Below are 22,334 nucleotides of genomic sequence, written 5' to 3'. Positions count from 1 at the left end.
TTCATGACTCAATTACTTAATTATTTTATATTATTGCCAGTTTTCGGGTTTTTAATAAGCTTATTAATTCCTGATAAAAAAGAGACTTTTATTTCGTCTGTGGCATTTGGAACGGTTGGTTTACATTTAGTGAGTGCTATTCTTTTTGCCATTTCGTGGTTTATAAAAGGTTGTCCAACGCTAAATGTGAAAGATATTGACGTTTTCAGAACAACAGGATATGACTTTTTTGTGGATTTATATTTAGATAAAATCACGATAGTTTATCTTCTGGTTGGAGCGTTATTGACTTTCATGGTAACTATTTACAGCCGTTATTATCTTCACCGTGAAGCTGGCTATAAGCGTTTTTATAATACCATTTTATTTTTCTATGTGGGTTATAACGTAGCGATTTTCTCAGGAAATCTCGAAACGCTTTTCATCGGTTGGGAAGTTTTAGGTTTGTCTTCATTCTTATTAATTGCTTTTTATCGTGAGCGTTATTTGCCCGTTAAAAATGCGGTGAAAGTATTCTCAATATACCGAATTGGCGACGTAGGTTTGATTTTAGCTATGTGGATGAGCCATCATTTATGGCACGAAAACATCACTTTTTTGAAATTGAATAATTTTGAATTAGTCCACGAACACTTACAAAGTCATTCGTTTATAGGTGTTTTCATTTCGTTAATGATTTTGATAACTGCCGCTGCCAAATCGGCACAATTACCATTTTCTTCTTGGTTGCCAAGAGCAATGGAAGGTCCAACGCCTTCAACAGCTATTTTCTATGGTTCGTTGTCGGTGCATTTAGGCGTGTTTTTATTGATGAGAACCTTCTCTTTTTGGGAACAACAAACTTCTGTAAGAATTCTTATCGGACTTTTGGGTTTATCTACGGCAATTATTACAACGGGTATTGCTCGTGTACAGTCATCTGTGAAAAGTCAAATTGCCTATGCTTCGATTTCTCAAATTGGTTTAATTTTTATAGAAGTCGCTCTTGGGTTTGAAAATTTAGCTCTTTTTCATTTTGCAGGAAATGCCTTTCTAAGAACATACCAATTATTGGTTTCTCCGTCGGTGGCGAGTTATTTGATTCGTGAACAATTCTATAATTTTTCACCGCATGAAAGCTCAGTTGAAGTATCTATTTTCTCGAAAAAATTGCAAAACACTTTTTACATTTTGTGTACCAAAGAATGGAATTTAGATTCTTTTATGTATCGCTTATTGTGGAATCCTTTGAAATGGGGAGGCAATAAACTCAATTTCATGACACTCCGTCGGGTTTTGATATTCTTCTCGGTTGTGTATGGCGTGGGGCTTTTCTGTGTGCATCATAAAGAATTAATTTCACCAACTATTCAAGCGTATTTGCCTGTCACTTTTGCAACTATTGGTTTAATCATGGTTTTGAAGGCGTTTACAGAAAGAAGACGTGCCACGATGAGTTGGGTTTTAGTGGTGATGAATCACTTTTGGATTGCTTTGGCGGTTTCGTTCAATGAGTTATTCACTTTCAATCAAGTCTATTTGTATTTGAGTGGCGTTGTGGTGGCAGGTGCTTTTGGCTTTTTCTGTTTACGAAAACTAAAATCGCATGAAAACACCATTGACTTAGACCAATTTCATGGACATTCATACAAACACCCAAAATTAGCTTTCTTGTTTTTATTAGCCTGTTTGGGTATTTCGGGCTTCCCAATTACGCCAACATTTGTGGGCGAAGATTTAATATTTACACATATTCATGAAAATCAAATCGTCTTAGCCTCATTTGTTTCTTTGAGCCTAATTATCGACGGTTTGGCAATTATCAGAATTTACGCAAGAGTATTTATTGGACCACATACAAAATCTCAGCATGAGGTAGCGTATAGAAGTAGTTAAAAAATAAGGGAGGTTTTGCATATCAAAAATTTAGATAGTTCCAGTTTCAACGCTGTCAGAGTTCAAAATCCTGCCAGCGTTAGGGGATAAATTTCTTAAGTTGATAGCAATGATATGCGATATGCTCCTACAAAAAATCAAAAATTCATGCAAACTCACATAAATAAGTTTTTAATTATCAGCGTATTAGCGTTAACGATATCATCAAAAACCTATACGCAAACGTCAAGTCAAAATAATGACATTTGGTTACATTATTTCGGTAAAAATATGCTAACTAAAAAGTTGTCATTCACCCTTGAAGGAGTTGCCAGATTTGCCAATGGATTCAGTGAAAAACAACAATATTTCATTCGTCCATCCATAGATTATCAGCTTACGAAGCATTTGGTTGGAAGTTTAGGGTATTCGCATTATGCAACTTATGTGTATGGAAGCCCTGCTATTAATAAAACAACCATTCCTGAAAATCATATTTGGTTACAAGCACAGTTTACGCATCAGTTTGGAGATTTGAAAATTACGAACCGATTGAGAGATGAAAATAGATACGTAGGAATTGCCGTAAAAGAAGCAGATGGTAGCTATGCAATCGACCGCTATGCGTACAGAAACCGTTTTCGTTATATGCTTTTATTGAATTATCCTTTGATAAAAGATGAGAAGAAAGCCACCAAATTATTCGGGATTTTGGGCGACGAAGCATTTTTCAATTTGGGTTCAATTAAGTCAACACCCAATGCAGATTCAGACGTTGGAGCAACTTTTATGAATCAGAATAGAATTATTGCAGGTTTTGGGTACAACATCAATCCGCATCATCAAATTCAGTTGAGTTACATTCATCAAAACGTTTGGAATTTCACTGATACTATTGAAGAAAGTAACCCAACGGTTAGATTATCTTATTATACCAATTTTTCATTTGCCAAGAAGTAAGTCATTGAAATTCAGTCACAAAATAGAATATTAAACAAACAACATTCATGGAAATTAAAAATAAATTAACATTGCCTAAAGATGGTATCGAAGGGCTTAAAGAGAATTTCTCGACAGATGCCATTTCTGGCTTTATTGTATTTTTATTAGCATTGCCTTTGAGTTTGGGTATTGCCAAAGCATCAGAATTCCCGCCAATTATGGGACTTATCACGGCTATCATTGGTGGTATTGTGGTGAGTTTACTTTCGGGTTCTCGCTTAACGATAAAAGGCCCAGCGGCAGGTTTAATAGTCATTGTAGCAGGGGCAGTATCTGAATTTGGCGGTGGCGAAACAGGCTGGCACTTAGCTTTAGGAGCAATGGTGGTTGCAGGAATTGTCCAAATCCTTTTTGGGGTTTTCAAATTGGGTAAATTAGCCGATTTCTTCCCGCTTTCAGCTATTCACGGAATGTTGGCAGCTATTGGTTTAATCATTATTGCCAAACAAATTCCTGTATTATTAGACGTAAATCCAGCCATGACTAAAGGAAAAGGTCCATTCGGATTATTGGCGTCTATTCCAGAGTTTTTATTGCATCTCGACCCAAAAGCTACATTAATTGGCGTGATAAGTTTAGCCATTATGTTGGGTTGGCCTTTTATCAAAAATCCATTAATCAAGAAAATTCCTGCTCCTTTGGTAGTGTTATTGATTGCCATTCCTGCCGAATTAATGATGGATTTCCAAACAACAGAACCTGCTTATGCCCTTGTTCATATCGGAAATTTATTGGATAATGTAAAAGTAAACGTTGATTTTTCTGGATTTGCTCAAACGGGTGTTTTTGTGAAATATGTAATTATGTTTGCCTTAGTTGGAACATTAGAATCATTATTGACCGTAAAAGCTATTGATATGTTAGACCCATATCGTCGTAAATCTGATACAAATAAAGACCTTATTGCGGTAGGAATTGGAAATACTTTAGCGGCTATTTTAGGAGGTTTACCAATGATTTCAGAAGTTGCTCGTAGTTCGTCAAATGTGGGGAATGGAGCTAAAACTCGTTGGGCAAATTTCTTCCACGGATTTTTCATTTTGGTATTCTTATTATTGGCTTCTCATCTTATCGAATTGATTCCAAATACTGCTTTGGCAGCCATGTTGATTACGGTTGGTATTAAGTTGGCTCACCCAAGAGAATTTATACAGACCTTCAAAATCGGTAAGGAACAATTAGCTATATTTTTAGTGACAATTTTCTTTACACTTTATGAAGATTTATTGGTTGGTATTGCCGCAGGTATTGTCTTACAAATCTTGATTAATATTGTTGATTGGGATTTATTAAAAACGCTTTTTGTTACGCCTACGGAAGTTTCATTTACGGATGATGAATATTTAGTAGAAATTGATAAATCGGCAGTTTTTAGTAACTATATGGGCATTAAAAGCAAATTGGAGGCTATTCCTCCAGGATTTAACGTAACCATCGACCTAAAAAATACACGTATGATTGACCACTCTGTGATGGAAAATTTACACCATTTTGAGCATGATTATGCGGCTACTGGTGGTAAAGTAACTATCATTGGTCACGAAAATCATACGCCTGTTTCAGACCATAAATTGGCTGCTCGAAAAGGATAAAATATTTAAAATTAACAAATAAGTAAGGCTTGTAATTCAGCGATTAATATTGCTAAGTAAGAGAACAAATTAATTGATAATATAGATATTGTCATTATGACGTAGGGGCGTATCGCATACCAATGCTGTCAACTTAACAAATTTATCCGCCTAACGCTGACATGGGTTTGAACCCTGACAGCGTTGAAACTGGAATTATCTAAATTTTGGAACAATTCAAAAGACACTAAATTGACTGCATTGGTATCGCATACGCCCCTACACAATATCAATTTATTTATTTCAAATATTTATGTGTTTGGTTTTTAGCGAATTATAAAATTTAAAATATAGTTTAAATTTCGAACGTTTATCCTTATTGACGCAATACAAATAATGACTTCAATAATCGCAAGACGGCGGTTTTTCCCCGTCTGCAATTTACGTTGATAAGTATTAGTTAAAACCTCATCTTTACTTAATTGTATTTTTTGAATAATATTTGTACTTTTGTAATACGAATTAATGCCCAATATTTGGGGTAAAATGGTAACAAAAAATGAAACTCCCTGTTTTTCAAAAATATTTCTTCTCATTGTTATTACTCATCGGAGTGATAACTGGAAAAGACGTATTAAATTCTGGGAGTGAAGGTTTGCTAAAATCTTCAAAAAGCATTTTATCGTTACAAATAAATCATCAAAAACATACGCCCATTATTGCGGTGGCGGCTTGTAATTTTGTTGAAGAAAATGAAAATACTGAAGATACGGAAACGCATTTTAGCTTTCCATTTGATGTTCAAACTTCAGATTTTTTAACTTTTGCTGGCTCTGAAATTAGTGGCAGCGTATCATCTCCTTATTATTCTTTCCCAATTAGTGCCAATCAGAAAATCCACGTTCTGAATTGCACATTCTTGATTTGATTTCTCAAATCATTTCTCATTCTTTTTACAATTATTTAAACTCTCAAATTGACTTTTGAAGTGTGTAAGTTGTTGATTTTTAATTGATTGAATTTTCGTCCTTGTCGAAATAATTTTGCTTGGCTCATATTGTTAGCCAATTAATTAAAGGTCAATTTTACGCTCGCTTCACAAGCTAATCCTCTCATTCATGAAATTCTTATTGGTAATGTTCGGAAGTTTTATGCTTCTGGCACAAGGAATTTATGCTCAAAAGGCAGATTCTCTCAAACTGACTTTACCCGAAGTGGAACAACAGTTTACACAAAAAAACTTCTTTTTGTTGGCACAGAAATACAACATTGAAGTTGCAAAAGCGGCTATCATTCAGGCTAATTTATTGCCGAATCCAAACGTAAGTTTAGAGCAAACCATCATTCCCAAATCTACCATTGCCAATGATGTGCAAATTGGAGCTTTTGGACAAAGAGCCATTCAAATTCAGCAGTTAATTCAAGTGGCTGGTAAGCGTAACAAACAAGTGACAGTGGCTAAAATTGGGGCGGAAATCTCGGAATATCAGTTTTCTGAAATCATAAGAGAATTGCTTTTTCAACTGAGAAGTAGTTTTTACCAAATTCACTTTTTGGAGAAAACACTTTTAATGTACGATGAAGAAATTTTGAGCATCAGCCGTTTGGTAAGTGCCTATCAGGAGCAAGTTCAGAAAGGAAATTTACCACAAAAAGAATTGATTCGTTTGCAATCTTTTTTGATTACACTTCAAACTGAGGAAAGTAATATCAGAAGTCAAATTGCTGACAATGAGACAACTTTGAGGATTTTGTTAGCTGAAAATACTACCCAATTCATTGAACCTGTTGTAGATGATGCCAAACTAAGAACGCTCGATTTGGCAGGAATGAATTTAGAAACATTAATTGGTTCAGCCAATGAAAATCGCCCAGATTTAAAAATGCAAGAAGCCTCAACACGTTTGGCAAATGCCAATTTGAATTTACAAAAAGCCTTAGCTAAACCCGATGTAACCGTTGGGTACAGTTATGACCGTGCAGGCAATTACGTTAATAATTACCACGCATTTACGGTTTCAATGGATTTACCTTTTTTCAACAAAAATCAAGGAAACATTAAAGCTGCCGAAAACCAAATAGAAGCCAACAAACAGTATTTTGCTCAAACCACCAATCAACTTGAAAATGAGGTTTTGCAAGCATTTACGAAAGCACAAGAAGGCGAAAAACTATTCCGTAAAATCGACCCAACTTATCAAGATGGTTTTGAAAAATTAATTGAAGGAGTTTTAGAAAATTATCAAAAAAGAAACCTAACGCTTATTGAGTTTACCGATTTTTTGGAATCATACAAAAACACAGTGAGCCAACTAAATACCCTTCAAAGTAACAGAATGCAAGCTTTTGAAAACTTGAATTTTGTGGTTGGGAAAAAAGTAATATAAGAATAATTGCCACCAAGTCACGAAGACACTAAGTAAGTGTAAAACTGACAAAGCAATATTTTATAGAGAAACAAAAAAATAGAGTCTTAGAGCCTTCGTGGCAAAACGAAATAAGAGCAAAAAAATAGAGTCTTAGAGCCATCTTGGCAAACAAAACATGAAAACAACACAATTAATCTTCTCAATCATATTTCTAACAAGCTTAATGTCTTGTACGAAAAAAACAGAATCTGCAAAAGTTGAAAATGCCAATTTGGAGCTTTCAGAACATACCAAAAGCGAGTTGTCTTTAGCTCCAGCAGTATCTGAGAATGTCCAAAATACGCTTGTATTAACTGGAAAAGTAATGCCTTTTGAAGACCGTCAGGTAAAAGTTTCACCTTTGGTAGATGGAATTATCGAAAAGCTTTCTGCCAATTTAGGCGACTATGTTCAGAAGGGAAAAGTGTTAGCCGTTGTTCATAGTACAGACGTAGCAGACCTTGAAAATCAGACCATTGGCTCAAAATCAGATTTGTTATCGGCACAGAAAAACCTACAAGTTCAGCAAGATTTATTTAAAGCAGGTTTGGCTTCAGAAAAAGACGTAACACTCGCTCAAAACGATGTTACCAAAGAAAAAGGAGCGTTGAATCGTGCGAACGAAGTATCAAAAATTTACGGAGTGAAAGATTCATTTTATACCTTAAAATCGCCTATTTCTGGATTTGTGGTTGAAAAAAATAGCTCAATTTCTGATAAAATGGCTTATCATGAAGGGGAAACAGGAGCATTTTTTACCATTGCAGATTTGTCAGACGTACAAATTGTAGCAAATGTCTATGAGTCGGATATTGCAAAAGTAAAATTAGGTTATCCCGTAAAAGTAACTTTGATAGCCTATCCTGATAAAGTTTTTATGGGAAAAATTGATAAAATCAGCAATGTTCTCGACCCACAAACTCGTACAATGAATGTAAGAATCAATCTTAAAAATCAAGCAAATTTATTAAAACCCGAAATGTTTGCTCAGATTAAAGTTGATTTTGACCAAAACAAAAAAATGGTTTCAATTCCTGCCGAAGCCGTGATTTTTGATAAGAATAAAAACTACGTGGTTGTTTATAAAAATCCTAAAGACGTAACAACCCGTGAGATACAAATTGCCCAAACCACCAACGGTAAGTCGTACATTTTCAAGGGTTTAAATGAAGGAGAGCAAGTAATGTTGCAGAATCAATTGATGATTTATAATGCTTTGAATAATTGAGTTAATCGGGATATAATACGAAAGAACTTCCTATTTCAACAAAGAATGCTTCTTCGTTTTCAAGGGATTGAATTAAGGGTAAGTATTCATCAAAAAGGTCAATCATCAGTTTATTTGATATATTTCCTAAGATGATTCTGATAAGTTTTTTAGGTGTATTACGAAAGATATGACTATCTCTAAAATCTTCATCTTTGGTAATAACGACAAAATCATTGGCATCTGCATATTGACAAATTATATTGTCGGGAGTATGCCATTTTTCAAGAACCTTATTGATATGAATACACTCAAAGCCCTTACTTTCAAAAAACTTACATAGTTTGTACGATATATGAACATCACAGAGAAATTTCATTTACGCAACATTTTGTAATGCACGTCCAGATACCAATAATCTGGCATAACTCAAAGATGCAATAATGTCTTCTCTTTCAAGTTCTGGATGGTCGGAAAGGATTTCTTCAAAAGTCATTTCTGATTCAATCATATCCAAAATTACTTCAACAGGCCACCTCATGCCACGTACACATGGTTTTCCGTGGCAAATTAAAGGGTCAATTGTTATTCGATTTGATAGTAACATAATTCTTTTTTTAAGTAAATATAAATAAAAATAAGATAATGAAAAAACTATTGGGACTTTCCCTTAAATATAAATTTGCCGTATTCTTTTTCACGGCTCTCATTGTGGTAAGTGGTGTTTTGAGTTTCATGAATACTCCCATTGATGCCTTTCCTGACGTAACCAATACGCAAGTAACTATTATTACGCAATGGCAGGGTAGAAGTGCCGAAGAAATTGAAAAATTTGTCACTGCTCCGCTTGAAATTGCGATGAATGGCGTTCAGAAAAAGACTTCGGTACGCTCTACAACCTTGTTTGGTTTATCGGTTGTGAACATTATGTTTGATGATGGCGTAGATAATAATTTTGCTCGAACTCAAATCAATAATGCTTTGCAAGGCATTGATTTACCCGATGGCGTTGAACCCGACATTCAACCGCCGTATGGGCCAACAGGCGAAATTTTTAGATATACGCTCGATTCAAAAACCTTATCAGCTCGAAAATTAAAGGAAATTCAAGATTGGGTAATTGACCGAAATATTCGTTCTGTACCGGGTGTAGCGGATATTGTGAGTTTTGGTGGCGAAGTAAAAACGTATGAAATTAGTGTTAATCCAAATTTGCTTCAAGATTATGACATTACGCCGTTAGATGTTTTTCAAGCCGTTCAAAAAAGTAATATTAACGTTGGTGGAGACGTAATCACGAAAAACAATCAGGCGTATGTAGTGCGTGGAATAGGTTTATTGACCAATATCCATGACATTGAGAATATTTTAGTACAGAATATCAAAGGTGTCCCTGTTTACGTAAAAACGGTGGCAACAGTTTCTGAATCTGCTTTGCCAAAATTGGGGCAAGTGGGTCGTGATAATAATTCAAATGCCGTTGAGGGAATTGTGGTAATGCGTAAAGGTGAAAACCCTTCGGAGGTTATTAAAAATCTGAATGATAAAGTAGAGGAATTGAACACTAAAATTTTGCCCGAAGGCGTAAAAATTAAGGAGTTTTATAATCGCCAAACACTTTTAGATTTTTGTATTGAAACCGTTACGCACAACTTAATTGAAGGTATCGTTTTGGTGACTTTAATCGTGTTGATATTCTTGGCTGATTGGCGAGCTTCACTCATTGTGTCAATGATTATTCCTTTGGCTTTATTATTTGCGTTTACTTGTCTGAAGTTATTGGGCATGAATGTAAACTTACTTTCATTAGGGGCTGTCGATTTCGGAATTATCATTGATGGAACGGTGGTAGTAGTGGAAGGTTTAATGGTTGTTTTGGCAGAAAAAGCCCATGAAGTAGGCATGGAAAAGTTTAATGGTTTAACCAAACTTTCAATGATTCGTCGGACGGGTTCAAGCATGGGAAAAGCCATTTTTACTTCTAAAATCATTATTTTGGTAGCTCTATTGCCCATTTTTGCTTTCCAAAAAGTAGAAGGGAAAATGTTTACGCCTTTAGCTTGGACGCTCGGTGCGGCTCTTATCGGAGCATTAATTTTCACACTTACGCTTGTACCCGTAATGGTTAGTATGATGATGAAAAAGAATGTTAAAGAAAAGTCTAACTTCTTTGTTGACGCTATTTTGAAATACTCAATGAAGTTTTTTTATTACTGTTTTGGACATAAAACTCAGACTTTCATTGCTACAATTATCATTACGGTGGTAGGTTTTTGGACGCTCTCTTTACACGGAACAGAATTTTTACCACAACTCAATGAAGGCTCAATTTATGTACGTGCCAATATGCCAAGAAGTATCAGTTTGGACGAATCTGTGCGTTATGCCAACCAAATGAGAAAGGTTTTTGAGGGTTATCCAGAAGTCAGAAAAGTGCTTTCACAAGCTGGTCGCCCGAATGATGGAACTGACCCAACGGGTTTTTATAACGTTGAGTTTTTCGTAGATATTTACCCACAAAAAGAATGGAAAAGTGGATTGACAAAAGCCCAATTAATTGAAAAAATGGAACAACGTTTGTCTGTTTTTCAAGGAGTTACTTTTGGTTTTTCTCAACCAATTATGGATAATGTTGAAGAAGCCGTTTCGGGTGTGAAAGGTTCAATTGCTGTAAAAATTTATGGAACAGATTTTGAATTTTTAGAGAAACAAGCCGAAAAAGTAAACGAAACATTGTCTAAAGTACAAGGAATTGAAGATTTAGGAATTATTAAAAACTTAGGACAACCAGAACTCCGAATTGAACTTGACCAACAAAAAATGGACTTGTACGGTGTGCAAACTGCCGATGCTGATGCCGTAGTTTCAATGGCAATTGGTGGGCAAACGGCAAGTCAATTGTTTGAAGGTGAACGTAAATTTGACATTCGAGTTCGTTTTCAGTCAGATTACAGAAAGTCGGAAGTGGAAATTGGGAATTTGATGGTTCCTACGATGAATGGTACTAAAATCCCGATTAAAGAAATTGCAACGATTAAATCTTTAACAGGACCAAGTTTGATTTTTAGAGAAGATACTCGCCGTTTTATAGCCGTTAAATTCTCAGTTCGTGGACGTGACATGGGTAGCACCATTGAAGAAGCCCAAAGTCAAGTTTTAAAGGTAATTCCTTCGTTACCAAAAGGTTATGAGATGAAATGGAAAGGTGATTTTGAAAACCAACAACGTGCCACTAAGCGTCTTACCCAAGTAGTACCACTTTCAATGATTGGTATTTTCTTTATTCTTTATTTACTTTTCGGAAATTTAAAAGATGCGGGTTTAGTATTTACCAATGTGCCATTTGCTATTATTGGTGGTTCGATAGCTTTATTGGTAACGGGAACAAATTTTAGTATCTCGGCGGGTATTGGCTTTATTGCTTTATTCGGGATTTGTATTCAGAATGGCGTAATTATGATAGAAGTTTTTAAGGAAAATATAAAGAAAAAAATGACCCTGCAAACGGCTGTGATAGAGGGTGTTAAGTCGAGAGTTCGCCCCGTTACGATGACGGCTTTTATGGGGATTTTCGGGATGTTGCCTGCTGCAATTTCATCAGGAATTGGCTCAGAATCGCAAAAACCTTTAGCTATTGTAGTAATTGGTGGCTTGATTGGAGCAACAATTTTAACGCTTTTTATTTTCCCGTTAATCTTCGAAAGATTCTATCGTAAATATTTTGATTTGATTAATCATTAAAATATAATTTACAACATAAAACAAAGCCCCAAGCAATTCATTAGAATTACTTGGGACTTTTATTTTTTATCTGCAATTTTGTGAAATGAATACGAAATTTTACAAAATATTTAAAACATTGTGCCTAATGCTTTCGTTGCATTTGCTTGCAATGAATATTTGTGATAATTATTATTTAAAATTGATTGGACAAACGTCTAAATCTGGGATTACAAAAAATGTAGATTTAGAAGAGGAAGAAGCAGACGCTAATGGAAAAACCTCAGAATCTGATTCTTTTGATGATATAGACGACGATTATTTAGTTGAATCGTTTTTTTCCTACAATGCCCAGATTAACCATGAATCATTGGTTTTTCTTCCCAAACAACGCTTTCATTTCTTCTCTGTTATTTTACCTCAGTTACATTACGATATACAAATTCCTCCTCCCCGAGCTTAGTTTGTTGTGAAACTTCTTTTTTGCGAAAGAAGCAGTTTCGTTATGCTCAAAACTTCATAAAACGTATCGATTATTCTCTTTAAACTAAGTACAGTGTTTAATAAGTTTCTTCAACTTCCCGAAACAATATCCATTGTGGGTAAAAAAAACTTTCGGGAAGTGAACCTCTCGACTACTTCCCGAAAGTTCTTTCTACTTTCGGGAAGTTCTACAAGATTTTGGAATAAAAATTATCCAGATAACTTATTAAACAGTGTACTAAGTTGTACAGATAAAGGAAATTTCTCCTTTTTTCTGCAAACTATTGTAAGTCAGTAGTTTCTGAAAATGTGTGCAATGCTTTCTCCCAAAGCTTTAAAGGCTAATCCAATGTTTTAACGATTAATATTATCAACTGAAATTATCGGGATTTTTACCTGAAATTGATTTGATATGATTTTGAGGAGTATCCAAAACCCATTATTAAACGCTGTTTTAAAATATATAAATGCAAGACTTTAGCTATTATCAAAAATCATTATTGAAAACAGACTGGAAATCAGGGATTTCTGTCTTTTTAGTTGCCCTTCCGTTATGTTTGGGAATTGCCCTTGCTTCTGGAGCTCCACTTTTTGCGGGATTAATTTCTGGAATTATTGGTGGAATTATCGTCGGAGCTTTATCTGGCTCTGAGATTTCTGTGAGTGGTCCTGCGGCGGGTTTAACTATCATTGTGGCTACTGCCATTAAAGATTTAGGTTCGTATCAAGGGTTTTTAGTTGCCGTAATTTTGGCAGGAATTTTACAATTAGGCTTTGGCTTTTTGAAAGGAGGTCGTTTTAGTGCTTATTTCCCAGATAGTGTTATTAAAGGAATGTTAGTGGCTATTGGCTTAGTAATTATTTTGAAACAAATTCCTCATGCTTTGGGTGACGACCAAGATTATGAAGGAGAATTTGAATTTGAACAAGTAGCTGATAGTCAGAATACGATTACTGAATTAATACGTTCTTTTGTTGATTTTAATTATGGAGCTGTCAATATTACTATTGTTTGTTTGATTTTAATGATAGTTTGGGATAGACTTGCCAAGAAGAAAATCGCATTTTTTCAGAGTTTCCCCTCTTCATTGGCTGCGGTTGGAGTAGGTATTTTAATTAATGAATTGTATGCCAATTTTCGCCCAGAATATTATTTAGGAAACTCCCCAATTCACATGGTTTCAGTGCCATTGTTTAAGAGTTTTTCAGATTTTACAACCACCCTTATTTCTCCAGATTTCACCTTTTTAACTAATCCCAAAATTTATACAGTAGCCATCACGCTGGCTATTGTTGCCAGTTTAGAGTCATTATTAAGTTTAGAGGCTGCTGATAGTCTTGACCCCGAAAAACGGATTTCTTCATCAGACAAAGAATTGGTTGCACAAGGAGTTGGTAATATTATCGCAGGTTTTTTAGGAGGTTTGCCCGTAACGTCAGTAGTAGTACGAACGTCAGCTAATGTTTATTCTGGAGGTAAAACCCGAATGTCAACCATTGTACATGGTTTACTTTTAGTGATTTCTGTTATTTTAATTCCTACCATTCTTAATAAAATCCCGTTGGCTGCTTTAGCCGCTATTTTGTTGATGGTAGGCTATAAATTAGCAAATCCAGATATTTTCAAAAAAGTTTTTAAGGAAGGTTTCGACCAATTTATTCCCTTTGTAATTACCATTTTGGTTATTGTTTTCAAAGACTTATTGTGGGGAATTTTCATTGGTACTTTGGTAGGTTTAATATTTGTTTTAAGAACCAATTTCAAGAATGTTATTTCCTTTGTGCGAGACAACCGTAATGTGCTAATTAAGTTTAATAAAGATGTTCATTTTTTGAATAAGCCTAAAATGAAAGAAATTTTAATGTCTTTGGAAGAAGGTGACGAAGTTTTTATAGACGGAACTAAAGCCACTTTTATTGACCATGATGTCTTGAAAATTCTTTTTGAGTTTAAGAAAAGTGCAAAAAAGAAGGGAATGATTGTAGAATTTAAAAATATAAATAAAAGTAGTAAATACGAAGAAATTGCGGAAGAATAGCAAATCTTCAAATGGATAATCCATCATTTTAAACCATAATTTCAAAAATAACAGTATTAAATTATAACAGTTTATGAAAGAATATAACAGATTATTATTAGCCAACAAGGCATGGGCAAAAGAACGTTTGGACTTAGACGAAGATTATTTTACAAATCTTGCAAAAGACCAAAAACCGCTTTTCCTCTGGATTGGTTGTGCTGATAGCCGTGTACCTGCCGAAGAAGTAACTAACACCCAACCCGGTGAAGTATTTGTGCATAGAAATGTGGCAAATATGGTGGTGCATACAGATATGAATTTATTGTCAGTTTTGCAATATGCAGTGGAAGTTTTAAAAGTGAAGCACGTAATTGTATGCGGTCATTATGGTTGTGGTGGTGTAAAAGCAGCAATGGGAAATGACGATTTAGGCTTGATTAACAAGTGGTTACGTAATATCAAAGAGGTTTATGATAAACATAATTATGAACTCAAAAATGTATCTGATGAGCAACTTCGTTTTGATAGATTGGTTGAACTGAATGTGGAAGAACAAGTGAAAAATCTTTCTAAAACAACAATTGTACAAAGAGCTTGGGCAAATCGTAACTTTCCGCATTTGCACGGTTGGGTTTTTGATATGAGAACTGGAATTATTAATGAAGTTATCAATATTGAAGCCAATGCAGAGGTAGATGAAATATTTAGATATAATTTCCATACCAAAGAAGAAATATCTAATAGCTCAATTCATTAAAATCTAAGTCCTAAGTATTAAGTTGTTGATACTTAGGACTTAAAGCTCAAAATTTATTAGTATTCATTTCTTCTTTTTGCATTTCATTGTATTTATTTTTATCAAAACGATATAAATAAGCGGCTTTATGAGCTCCGCCTGTCCAATGTTTATCTAAGCGTTCCAAAATTCCCAAACTCAACATTTTTCTTTGAAAATTGGTACGTTGTAATTTTTTGCCCAAAATGGTTTCGTACAAGCTTTGCAAATCATTCATCGTAAATGATTCGGGCATTAAATTGAATACCGCCAATTTCAAATCAAGCATCATTCGTAAAGATTCAAGAGCCTTTTCAATAATACTTTTATGGTCAAATGCCAAGGTTGGAATTTCATTGATGTCTATCCAACCACAAAAATCTGATACATCGTCAGGATTTGGGACGGTTTCTTTGAGATTTACCAAAGCATAATAGCCAACCGTTACAAAGCGTTGTGTTATCCACGGATTTAGTTCGGTCGTTTTTCCTGCTGATTCATGAATATGTTTGTGGGTTGCACCAAAAGCTCTTTTTTTCGACCCAAAAACCCCAAATTGTTCCAAATAAATATCTTTGATACCTGTCCTTTCTGTCAAAACTCGCTCTACGGCTTCTTCAATATCTTCCTCTTCTTCATTGATAAATCCACCCGGTAAAGCATACAAGGATGTATTTTTAAAACGAAGTAATAAAATTTTTAATTGCCGATTATGAAATCCAAAAATGACAATATCAACAGAAATATTTGATAGGAACTTTTCGCCTAATAGGTCTTCGTCTGCTATTTTTTTGTGCATAAAAATTGATAAAATGGCAAAGCTTATTTGCTTTAGTGTTGTTGTGGTTAGAAATTTCTTAAATAGAAGTGTTAGATATAAAATTACATTTTTTGTCCTTAAAATACGTTGTTTTATCCTTCCTGAAATTAAAATTACCTTAAATATGGCTGAATTATTTTAATCAGAATGAAAAAAGGTCTAATATTGTATCACTTTGATACAATGGTTGCTATTGTTGAGTGATTATCCCAATCTTAAATATCTGAGTACATACATATATAAATAGCTTGGTCAGGGCGACAGTCTTGACCAAATTGTTATCTAACCACTAATTAATGAACCCAATTTTACTATTAATAGGAATGTACTTTTTGTGCATTCCTTCTTCTTTTTCGGAGGTACAGAAAGATACAATACCTCAAAGTGCTAAGTTTTCGGGAGTGCTTCAAGTTACGAATAATGGTATTTCGTTAGTGCCTGCTTTTTCTCTCGACAAACCCGCTTTACTTGCTTTTTTAGACGTTAGCAAGAAACGTTTTTCGTACAGTCCACAATTTTCTTTTGATTATAAAGCTCGTCCGTGGTTTATGAATCAATGGTTGAGATACAGATTGATTGAAGGAAAGAAAATTGATTATCGGACTTCGGTAGGTTATGCTTTTTTGTATAAAACTGGTGAAGAATTAAAGGCGGGGAGTGTCAATGAAATTATCAAAATTGATAGAAATGTTATTACTGAGCAACTTTTTACTTACAAAATGACCAGTAAGAATAGCTTAACGCTTTCACATTTACACGGAATCCCAACATCAAGCGATGGTATTTCACTTGATTTACTAACTGTTGGAGCAACTTTTGGCGGAATTAATATTGGAAAGCAATTTGAAATGACTTTATCACCGTCTGTGTTTTATTTAAACTATACAGGTGGAAATGAAGGCGTTTTTACCACGCAAAATATTATGATAAAAAAGCCTAAAAGTTCATTTGGATTATCATTTCAAGCAACTGAACCTTTGATGAAAAGAAATTTGGTTGTGAAAGATTTTAATTGGAATGTCGCTTTGGTGTGTTTTTTATAAAAAACTCCTAATGCTACTTCTTTTTCCCGAAATAAATTTCGGGGCTACAAAATCTCCCGAGCCTACGGCTCTGGTAAGTTTTAAAATGTCAAAACCTCCTAAGAATCGTAACTCTTAGGAGGTTTTGACATTTTTACTGCAATAAGAACTTTCGGGAAGTTGAGCCGAAATATTTATTTAAAATTTCCATCTCACAAATGCTTCCATTGCTTCGTATTCTGCCAAACCTAATTGGTTATATAATTTAGCAGTGTTACTATTTCGGTCTTCGGCACGTTGCCAGAATTCACGAGCATCTGTTCCTTGGAATGGCACACCGTCTTTTTGAGATTGGTGTTTGAAAATACCATAACGTTTCTTCAAAACTTGGTCTGGCGACATTGGAACAGCCATTTCAATTTGGTCGATGTCCCATTCTTGCCAAGCTCCTTTGTATAACCACACCCAACAGCTATTCATGTATTCACGGTGTTTTAATTTTTGAACGGCTTCCATAATGGCATCCAAACAAACTTTGTGTGTTCCGTGTGGGTCGGCTAAATCTCCTGCGGCATAAATTTGATGCGGTTGAATTTCGTCGATAATATTCATGACAATTTCCACATCTTCTTTACCAATTGGGTTTTTCTGAACCGTTCCTGTTTCATAAAAAGGCATATCCAAAAAGTGCATATTTTCTTTTTTGATTCCAACGTAGCGACAAGTATTTTTGGCTTCTCCTCTACGAATCAAACCTTTAATATATCTAACTTCTTCAGTATCAATTTCAGAATCCTTTTTAGCTTTCAAGAATTTGGCTGCCTCTTTATAAATTCGGTTTGCTTTTGGATTATTTGCTTCAAATTTTTCGTTAAAGTCAACCACAAATTCTGCAAAACGTAAAGCCTCGTCGTCAGCTACGGCAATGTTTCCAGACGTTTGATACACTACATGAACATCATGCCCTTGGTCGTGAAGTCTTTGAAAAGTACCCCCCATTGAAATAATGTCGTCATCTGGGTGTGGACTAAAGATAATAACTTTTTTCTTGGCAGGATAAGCACGCTCTGGACGGTTAGAATCGTCAGCGTTTGGTTTTCCACCCGGCCAACCCGTAATAGAGTGTTGTAAAAAGTTAAATACCTCAATATTAATATCATACGCCTGACCATAAAGTGCTAAAAGGTCAGATAAACCATTTTCGTTATAATCAGAATTTGTTAATTTCAAGACAGGTTTATTCACCGTTAAAGCCAAGTGAATAACCGCTTTCTTAATCATCGGTCTGTCCCAATTTACAGCATCAACCATCCACGGAGTACGCATACGAGTTAATTGCGATGCTGCCGAAGTATCAATAATGAAAGATGCGTTTTCGTGTAATTGTAAGTAAGAAGCAGGAACATCAGAAGAAACTTGACCTTCTACGGCACGAGCCACGTTCATGGCTTTGTGTTCACCCCAAGCACAAAGAACCACTCTTTTTGCTTCCATGATTTTCTGAACCCCCATTGTGATAGCCTTTTTAGAAACTTTGGCTAAACCTCCAAAATCTCCTGCGGCATCAATCTGAGTTGTCAAATCGAGGGTCATTAAACGTGTACGAGAATTGATAAGCGAACCCGGTTCATTAAAACCAATATGTCCATTTCTACCAATTCCTAATAATTGAAAGTCTAAACCTCCGTAACGTTCAATTTGTGTTTCATAATCTTTACAAAATTCCCCGATTTTATCAAGCGATAAAGTTCCGTCTGGCAAATGCCAATTTCCCGCAGGAATATCTACGTGGTCAAACAATTGTTCCCGCATGAAACGCACATAACTCTGCACGGCATCAGCTTCCATTGGATAATATTCATCAAGGTTATAAGTTACTACATTCTGAAAACTCAAGCCTTCCTCACGGTGCATTCTGATTAATTCAGAATATACTTTTTTAGGAGATGACCCCGTTGCTAAACCCAAAACTGCTGGTTTGTCTTCATGGGCTTTTTGACGGATAATTGCGGCGATTTCATGAGCAATAGCTTTTGATGCTGCATCAGAATCTGCATAAATACTGGTTGGAATTCTTTCGTAACTAATAGCTTGTTCCATGTTTGTTGTAAATCAAAGATGATTCTAATTTGTTGTGAGTCTGTTATTGATAGGTATTCGGTAATATATTTCCTGTTTTGCGATTTATTTATTCACTACTATTATTTGTAATCCTAAATTATCAAGGATTCTTTCGAGTGTTTTTACAGAAGGATTCGCTTTCCCTAATTCTATGGAGTGAATTGTTTTGATGGCAACATCGCTTTTATTGCTTAAAACTTCCTGACTGAATGAGAGTTCGTTTCTTCTTTCACGAATAATATTGCCTAATTGTTCAAGGTTCATACATATTTGAGTTATGTTGCTGATTGTTTTGCAAAGGTATAAGTAAAAATTGAAATAAAAAATGTAATTCGGAATTATAATTCCGAATTGATGAAAAATATTTGAAATTTTCTAAGTATTTGTAAAATATTACTGAAAATGGAGGGGTAAATACCGATGCGTTCAATGAATTTATGATAAATGACTGAAAACTTTATACTGCTTTACGCTTCAAAAATGAGAAATGGCTAAATTAATTTAATGTTAAAAATGAAGAATCGAGTAGGGGGGATACCAATCGTGTTTGTCAGAGTTATACGTTTATAACCGTTTATCAAATAATTGAGGTTTGTTGTGATGCTAAAAAGTAATTTTGTACTATTCAAATGTAGGTTTATTATGCTTAAATCACTGTACTACATTAATTATAAAGTTGGAGTTAATATCTTGGTTTTTTAAGTATTTGAAAATCAATAAGATGAATTTTTTGATTTATCTATTGTTGAAAAAAAGCATGAAAATGATAACTAAATCTATTTGATAAACGTTTAATATTAAACTGCAATAAAAAATAATAATTTTAACTATTCTAATATTCAAATGCTAAAATTTATTCAAAAACCTCTTTTAATGTTATTGCTTTTTCCTTTAGGTCTGTTTGCTCAAAATGAAAAACTAACGGTTAGTGGTTATGTAAAAGACAATAAAAACGGAGAAGGCTTAATTGGAGCGTCTGTTTTTGTGAAAGAATTGCTGACGGGTACTACCACAAATACCTACGGTTTTTACTCGCTTACTTTACCAAAAGGAAATTACACTTTGGTGATTACTTCGGTTGGTTACAGAAAATCGTTTAGAGATATTAAACTGAACGACCAAAATATTACACTCAATGTAGAGTTGCAAGAAGACGGACAAGAGTTGGAAGAAGTGGTCGTAACAGGCAAACGTGAAGACGATAATGTAAAAGAAATTGAAATGTCGGTCAACAAAGTTGAAATGAAAACCATTAAAAAGATTCCTGCTTTGTTGGGGGAAGTCGATTTGGTTCGTGCCATTCAATTATTACCGGGGGTTTCTACGGTAGGAGAGGGAGCAACGGGTTTCAACGTGCGTGGTGGTGCGGTTGACCAAAACTTGGTGCTTTTAGATGATGCTCCTGTGTATAATTCTTCTCACCTTTTTGGTTTTTTCTCCATCTTCAATCCTGATGCGGTAAAAGACGTAAAACTGATTAAAGGTGGAATTCCTGCTCAATATGGCGGTCGTGCGTCTTCTATTTTAGATGTAAGAATGAAAGAAGGGAATGCTAAAAATTTAGAAGTAAATGGAGGTATTGGCTTTATTTTCAGTCGTTTATCTATTGAAGCTCCAATCATAAAAGACAAAGCTTCGTTTATTGTGGCAGCTCGTCGTTCGTATGCGGATATTTTGGCAAAACCATTTTTGACGGGCAATAACGCCAATACAAAGTTTAATTTTTATGATTTAACGGCAAAAGTAAACTACAATATCAATCAGAATAATACCGTGTTTTTATCGGGATATTTTGGACGTGATGTTTTCGGAAATCAATTTGGTTTCAATTGGGGAAATAGCACTTTGTCGGCTCGTTGGAATCACGTTTTCAGTTCTAAATTGTTCTTGAATACCACGGCATTTTATAGTAATTATGATTATTTATTGGATTCAGACTTGGAGAATGTTCGTCCAAATAACCGTTTCCGTTGGACTTCAAATATCGAAAATCTAAGTTTTAAACCTGATTTTACGTATTATATTTCTCCTAATAATACGCTTACTTTCGGCGGACAAGTTTTGACGTATAGTTTTACACCGGGTTCAGCTACGGCGAGTTCTCAGAGTGATGTTCGTTCTTTTGGTTCTCCTCCAAAAGATGGGGTTGAATATTCTGCTTATATCGGAAATGAATGGAAAGTTTCGCCTAAATTATCGCTTCAATACGGTATTCGTTTTTCAAAGTATGATTATAAAAGTAGCGAAGATGTTTACTACGAAAGAAAATTTGTTGGGTTTTCGGATACCTACCCTTCGGGCTATGACCTTGTGACGAAAGTAAACGACAAAAATAAAATTTTGCAGTCGTACAGTAATTTTGAACCACGTTTCAATCTGAAATTAGAAACAGGAGAAAACAGCTCAATCAAGGCAAGTTATAACAGAATGACTCAGTACATTCACTTGATGTCGAATACCGCAGCGGCTACTCCTTTGGACGTTTGGACTTCAAGCACCAATAATATTAAGCCTCAATTAACTGACCAAGTGGCTTTGGGATATTTCAAAAATTTTGGCGAAAATGAGTACGAAACCTCTTTGGAAGTTTATTACAAGGATTTTCAAAATCAAATTGATTATGCCGACCGAGCCAATCTTTTCTTGAATCCTACTTTTGAAAAAGATTTGATGTTTGGGAAAGGTCGTGCGTATGGGGTTGAGTTATTCGTGAAGAAAAATAAAGGAAAATTAACGGGTTGGACAAGCTACACTTTAGCTCGTACAGAACGCCAAGTGGAAGGTTTGAACAAAGGAAATTGGTATCCCAATCGTTTTGACAGAACGCATACTTTAAACGTAGTTGGACAGTATGAACTGAATAAAAAATGGAGTTTTGGAGCAAATTTTGCCTTTATTTCGGGTGTTCCATATTCTTTACCAGAGCGTCAGGGCGTTGTAGAAGGCTTAACTTATGGTATTACAGAAGGTGGTGTGCGTGGCAATATTCGTGTGCCTGTTTATAATCGTTTGGATATTTCGGCAACCAAGAAAAACAAGAAAGCATTATTTGGCAAGGGCGAATCTGAATGGGTATTTTCTATTTATAATTTGTACAATCGTCGTAATCCTTTCTCAATTTATACGCAACCTAAAACATCAACTGCAACGGCTGGTTCTCAACAACAAGCTGAAGAAGTGGTTAAAAGTGAGGCGGTTAGGCTGTCAATTATTGGCTCTTTAATTCCTTCAGTAACGTATAATTTTAAGTTTTAAATGAAAAAATGGCTGAACTTGGATTTGCATGATTTGAGAATGTTAGGAATATTTTTTTAAATCCTTCACTCTTAA

At 34.9% G+C, this 22,334-nt stretch carries 17 protein-coding genes; 12 read left to right on the top strand and 5 right to left on the bottom strand.

All coding sequences use genetic code 11. The annotated features are described in order from the left end of the window. The first annotated feature begins 3 nt into the window (after nt 1-3). The 6 genes from LV89_RS04670 to LV89_RS04640 all read left to right on the top strand — a co-directional run bounded on the left by LV89_RS04670 (nt 4) and on the right by LV89_RS04640 (nt 8,063). Nucleotides 4-1,875, top strand: coding sequence for a proton-conducting transporter transmembrane domain-containing protein (locus tag LV89_RS04670; protein WP_109741712.1), 1,872 nt, complete (start codon nt 4-6; stop codon nt 1,873-1,875). Between the two features lie 147 nt (nt 1,876-2,022). Further along, nucleotides 2,023-2,814 (top strand): DUF2490 domain-containing protein, encoded by a 792-nt coding sequence (locus tag LV89_RS04665; protein ID WP_109741923.1) that lies wholly within the window; start codon nt 2,023-2,025, stop codon nt 2,812-2,814. A 47-nt stretch (nt 2,815-2,861) separates the two neighbouring features. Continuing rightward, complete coding sequence (locus LV89_RS04660; protein WP_109741711.1) at nt 2,862-4,448, top strand: SulP family inorganic anion transporter; 1,587 nt, start codon at nt 2,862-2,864, stop codon at nt 4,446-4,448. Between the two features lie 538 nt (nt 4,449-4,986). Next, nucleotides 4,987-5,355: a hypothetical protein gene (locus tag LV89_RS04650; RefSeq protein WP_146199076.1), complete on the top strand. Its 369-nt coding sequence runs from the start codon at nt 4,987-4,989 to the stop codon at nt 5,353-5,355. Between the two features lie 190 nt (nt 5,356-5,545). Continuing rightward, nucleotides 5,546-6,814, top strand: coding sequence for a TolC family protein (locus tag LV89_RS04645; protein ID WP_109741708.1), 1,269 nt, complete (start codon nt 5,546-5,548; stop codon nt 6,812-6,814). A gap of 157 nt (nt 6,815-6,971) precedes the next feature. Continuing rightward, complete coding sequence (locus LV89_RS04640; RefSeq protein ID WP_109741707.1) at nt 6,972-8,063, top strand: efflux RND transporter periplasmic adaptor subunit; 1,092 nt, start codon at nt 6,972-6,974, stop codon at nt 8,061-8,063. Between the two features lies 1 nt (nt 8,064). On the opposite strand, the gene LV89_RS04635 is transcribed toward LV89_RS04640, so the two are convergent. Both LV89_RS04635 and LV89_RS04630 read right to left on the bottom strand, forming a co-directional pair. Then, nucleotides 8,065-8,421, bottom strand: coding sequence for a DUF5615 family PIN-like protein (locus LV89_RS04635; RefSeq protein ID WP_109741706.1), 357 nt, complete (start codon nt 8,419-8,421; stop codon nt 8,065-8,067). Beyond that, entirely contained in the window at nt 8,422-8,649 is a 228-nt protein-coding gene (locus tag LV89_RS04630) for a DUF433 domain-containing protein (protein WP_109741705.1), read from the bottom strand. Between the two features lie 38 nt (nt 8,650-8,687). On the opposite strand from LV89_RS04630, the gene LV89_RS04625 reads away from it, so the two are divergent. From LV89_RS04625 to LV89_RS04610, 4 genes are all read left to right on the top strand, one after another. Beyond that, a complete protein-coding gene (locus LV89_RS04625) occupies nt 8,688-11,783 on the top strand; it encodes an efflux RND transporter permease subunit (protein WP_109741704.1) in 3,096 nt (1,031 codons plus the stop codon). 85 nt (nt 11,784-11,868) lie between these two features. After that, entirely contained in the window at nt 11,869-12,225 is a 357-nt protein-coding gene (locus tag LV89_RS04620) for a hypothetical protein (protein ID WP_158279510.1), read from the top strand. A gap of 487 nt (nt 12,226-12,712) precedes the next feature. Next, complete coding sequence (locus LV89_RS04615; protein WP_109741702.1) at nt 12,713-14,284, top strand: SulP family inorganic anion transporter; 1,572 nt, start codon at nt 12,713-12,715, stop codon at nt 14,282-14,284. 73 nt (nt 14,285-14,357) lie between these two features. Beyond that, complete coding sequence (locus LV89_RS04610; RefSeq protein ID WP_109741701.1) at nt 14,358-15,023, top strand: carbonic anhydrase; 666 nt, start codon at nt 14,358-14,360, stop codon at nt 15,021-15,023. 46 nt (nt 15,024-15,069) lie between these two features. On the opposite strand, the gene LV89_RS04605 is transcribed toward LV89_RS04610, so the two are convergent. Next, a complete protein-coding gene (locus LV89_RS04605) occupies nt 15,070-15,840 on the bottom strand; it encodes an NUDIX hydrolase (RefSeq protein ID WP_109741700.1) in 771 nt (256 codons plus the stop codon). A 317-nt stretch (nt 15,841-16,157) separates the two neighbouring features. Here LV89_RS04605 and LV89_RS04600 point away from each other — a divergent pair, with 317 nt between their 5' ends. Further along, a complete protein-coding gene (locus LV89_RS04600; protein WP_109741699.1) occupies nt 16,158-16,904 on the top strand; it encodes a hypothetical protein in 747 nt (248 codons plus the stop codon). A 177-nt stretch (nt 16,905-17,081) separates the two neighbouring features. Here the strand turns inward: LV89_RS04600 and nagB are convergent, their stop codons facing one another. After that, nucleotides 17,082-18,983 carry a glucosamine-6-phosphate deaminase gene (nagB, locus tag LV89_RS04595; protein WP_109741698.1) on the bottom strand — a complete coding sequence of 634 codons (1,902 nt, stop codon included), beginning with the start codon at nt 18,981-18,983 and terminating at the stop codon, nt 17,082-17,084. Nucleotides 18,984-19,067: 84 nt separating this feature from the next. Further along, nucleotides 19,068-19,268 carry a helix-turn-helix transcriptional regulator gene (locus tag LV89_RS04590; RefSeq protein WP_109741697.1) on the bottom strand — a complete coding sequence of 67 codons (201 nt, stop codon included), beginning with the start codon at nt 19,266-19,268 and terminating at the stop codon, nt 19,068-19,070. A gap of 579 nt (nt 19,269-19,847) precedes the next feature. Here LV89_RS04590 and LV89_RS04585 point away from each other — a divergent pair. Next, on the top strand, nt 19,848-22,259 hold the full coding sequence (locus LV89_RS04585) for a TonB-dependent receptor (RefSeq protein ID WP_109741696.1): 2,412 nt from the start codon (nt 19,848-19,850) through the stop codon (nt 22,257-22,259). Nucleotides 22,260-22,334 lie beyond the last annotated feature (75 nt).

Source organism: Arcicella aurantiaca (assembly GCF_003148625.1).
GTDB classification, from domain to species: Bacteria; Bacteroidota; Bacteroidia; order Cytophagales; family Spirosomataceae; genus Arcicella; species Arcicella aurantiaca.
The sequence above is the reverse complement of the archived record's forward strand: the minus strand, read 5'-3'. Positions and strand labels throughout refer to the sequence as shown.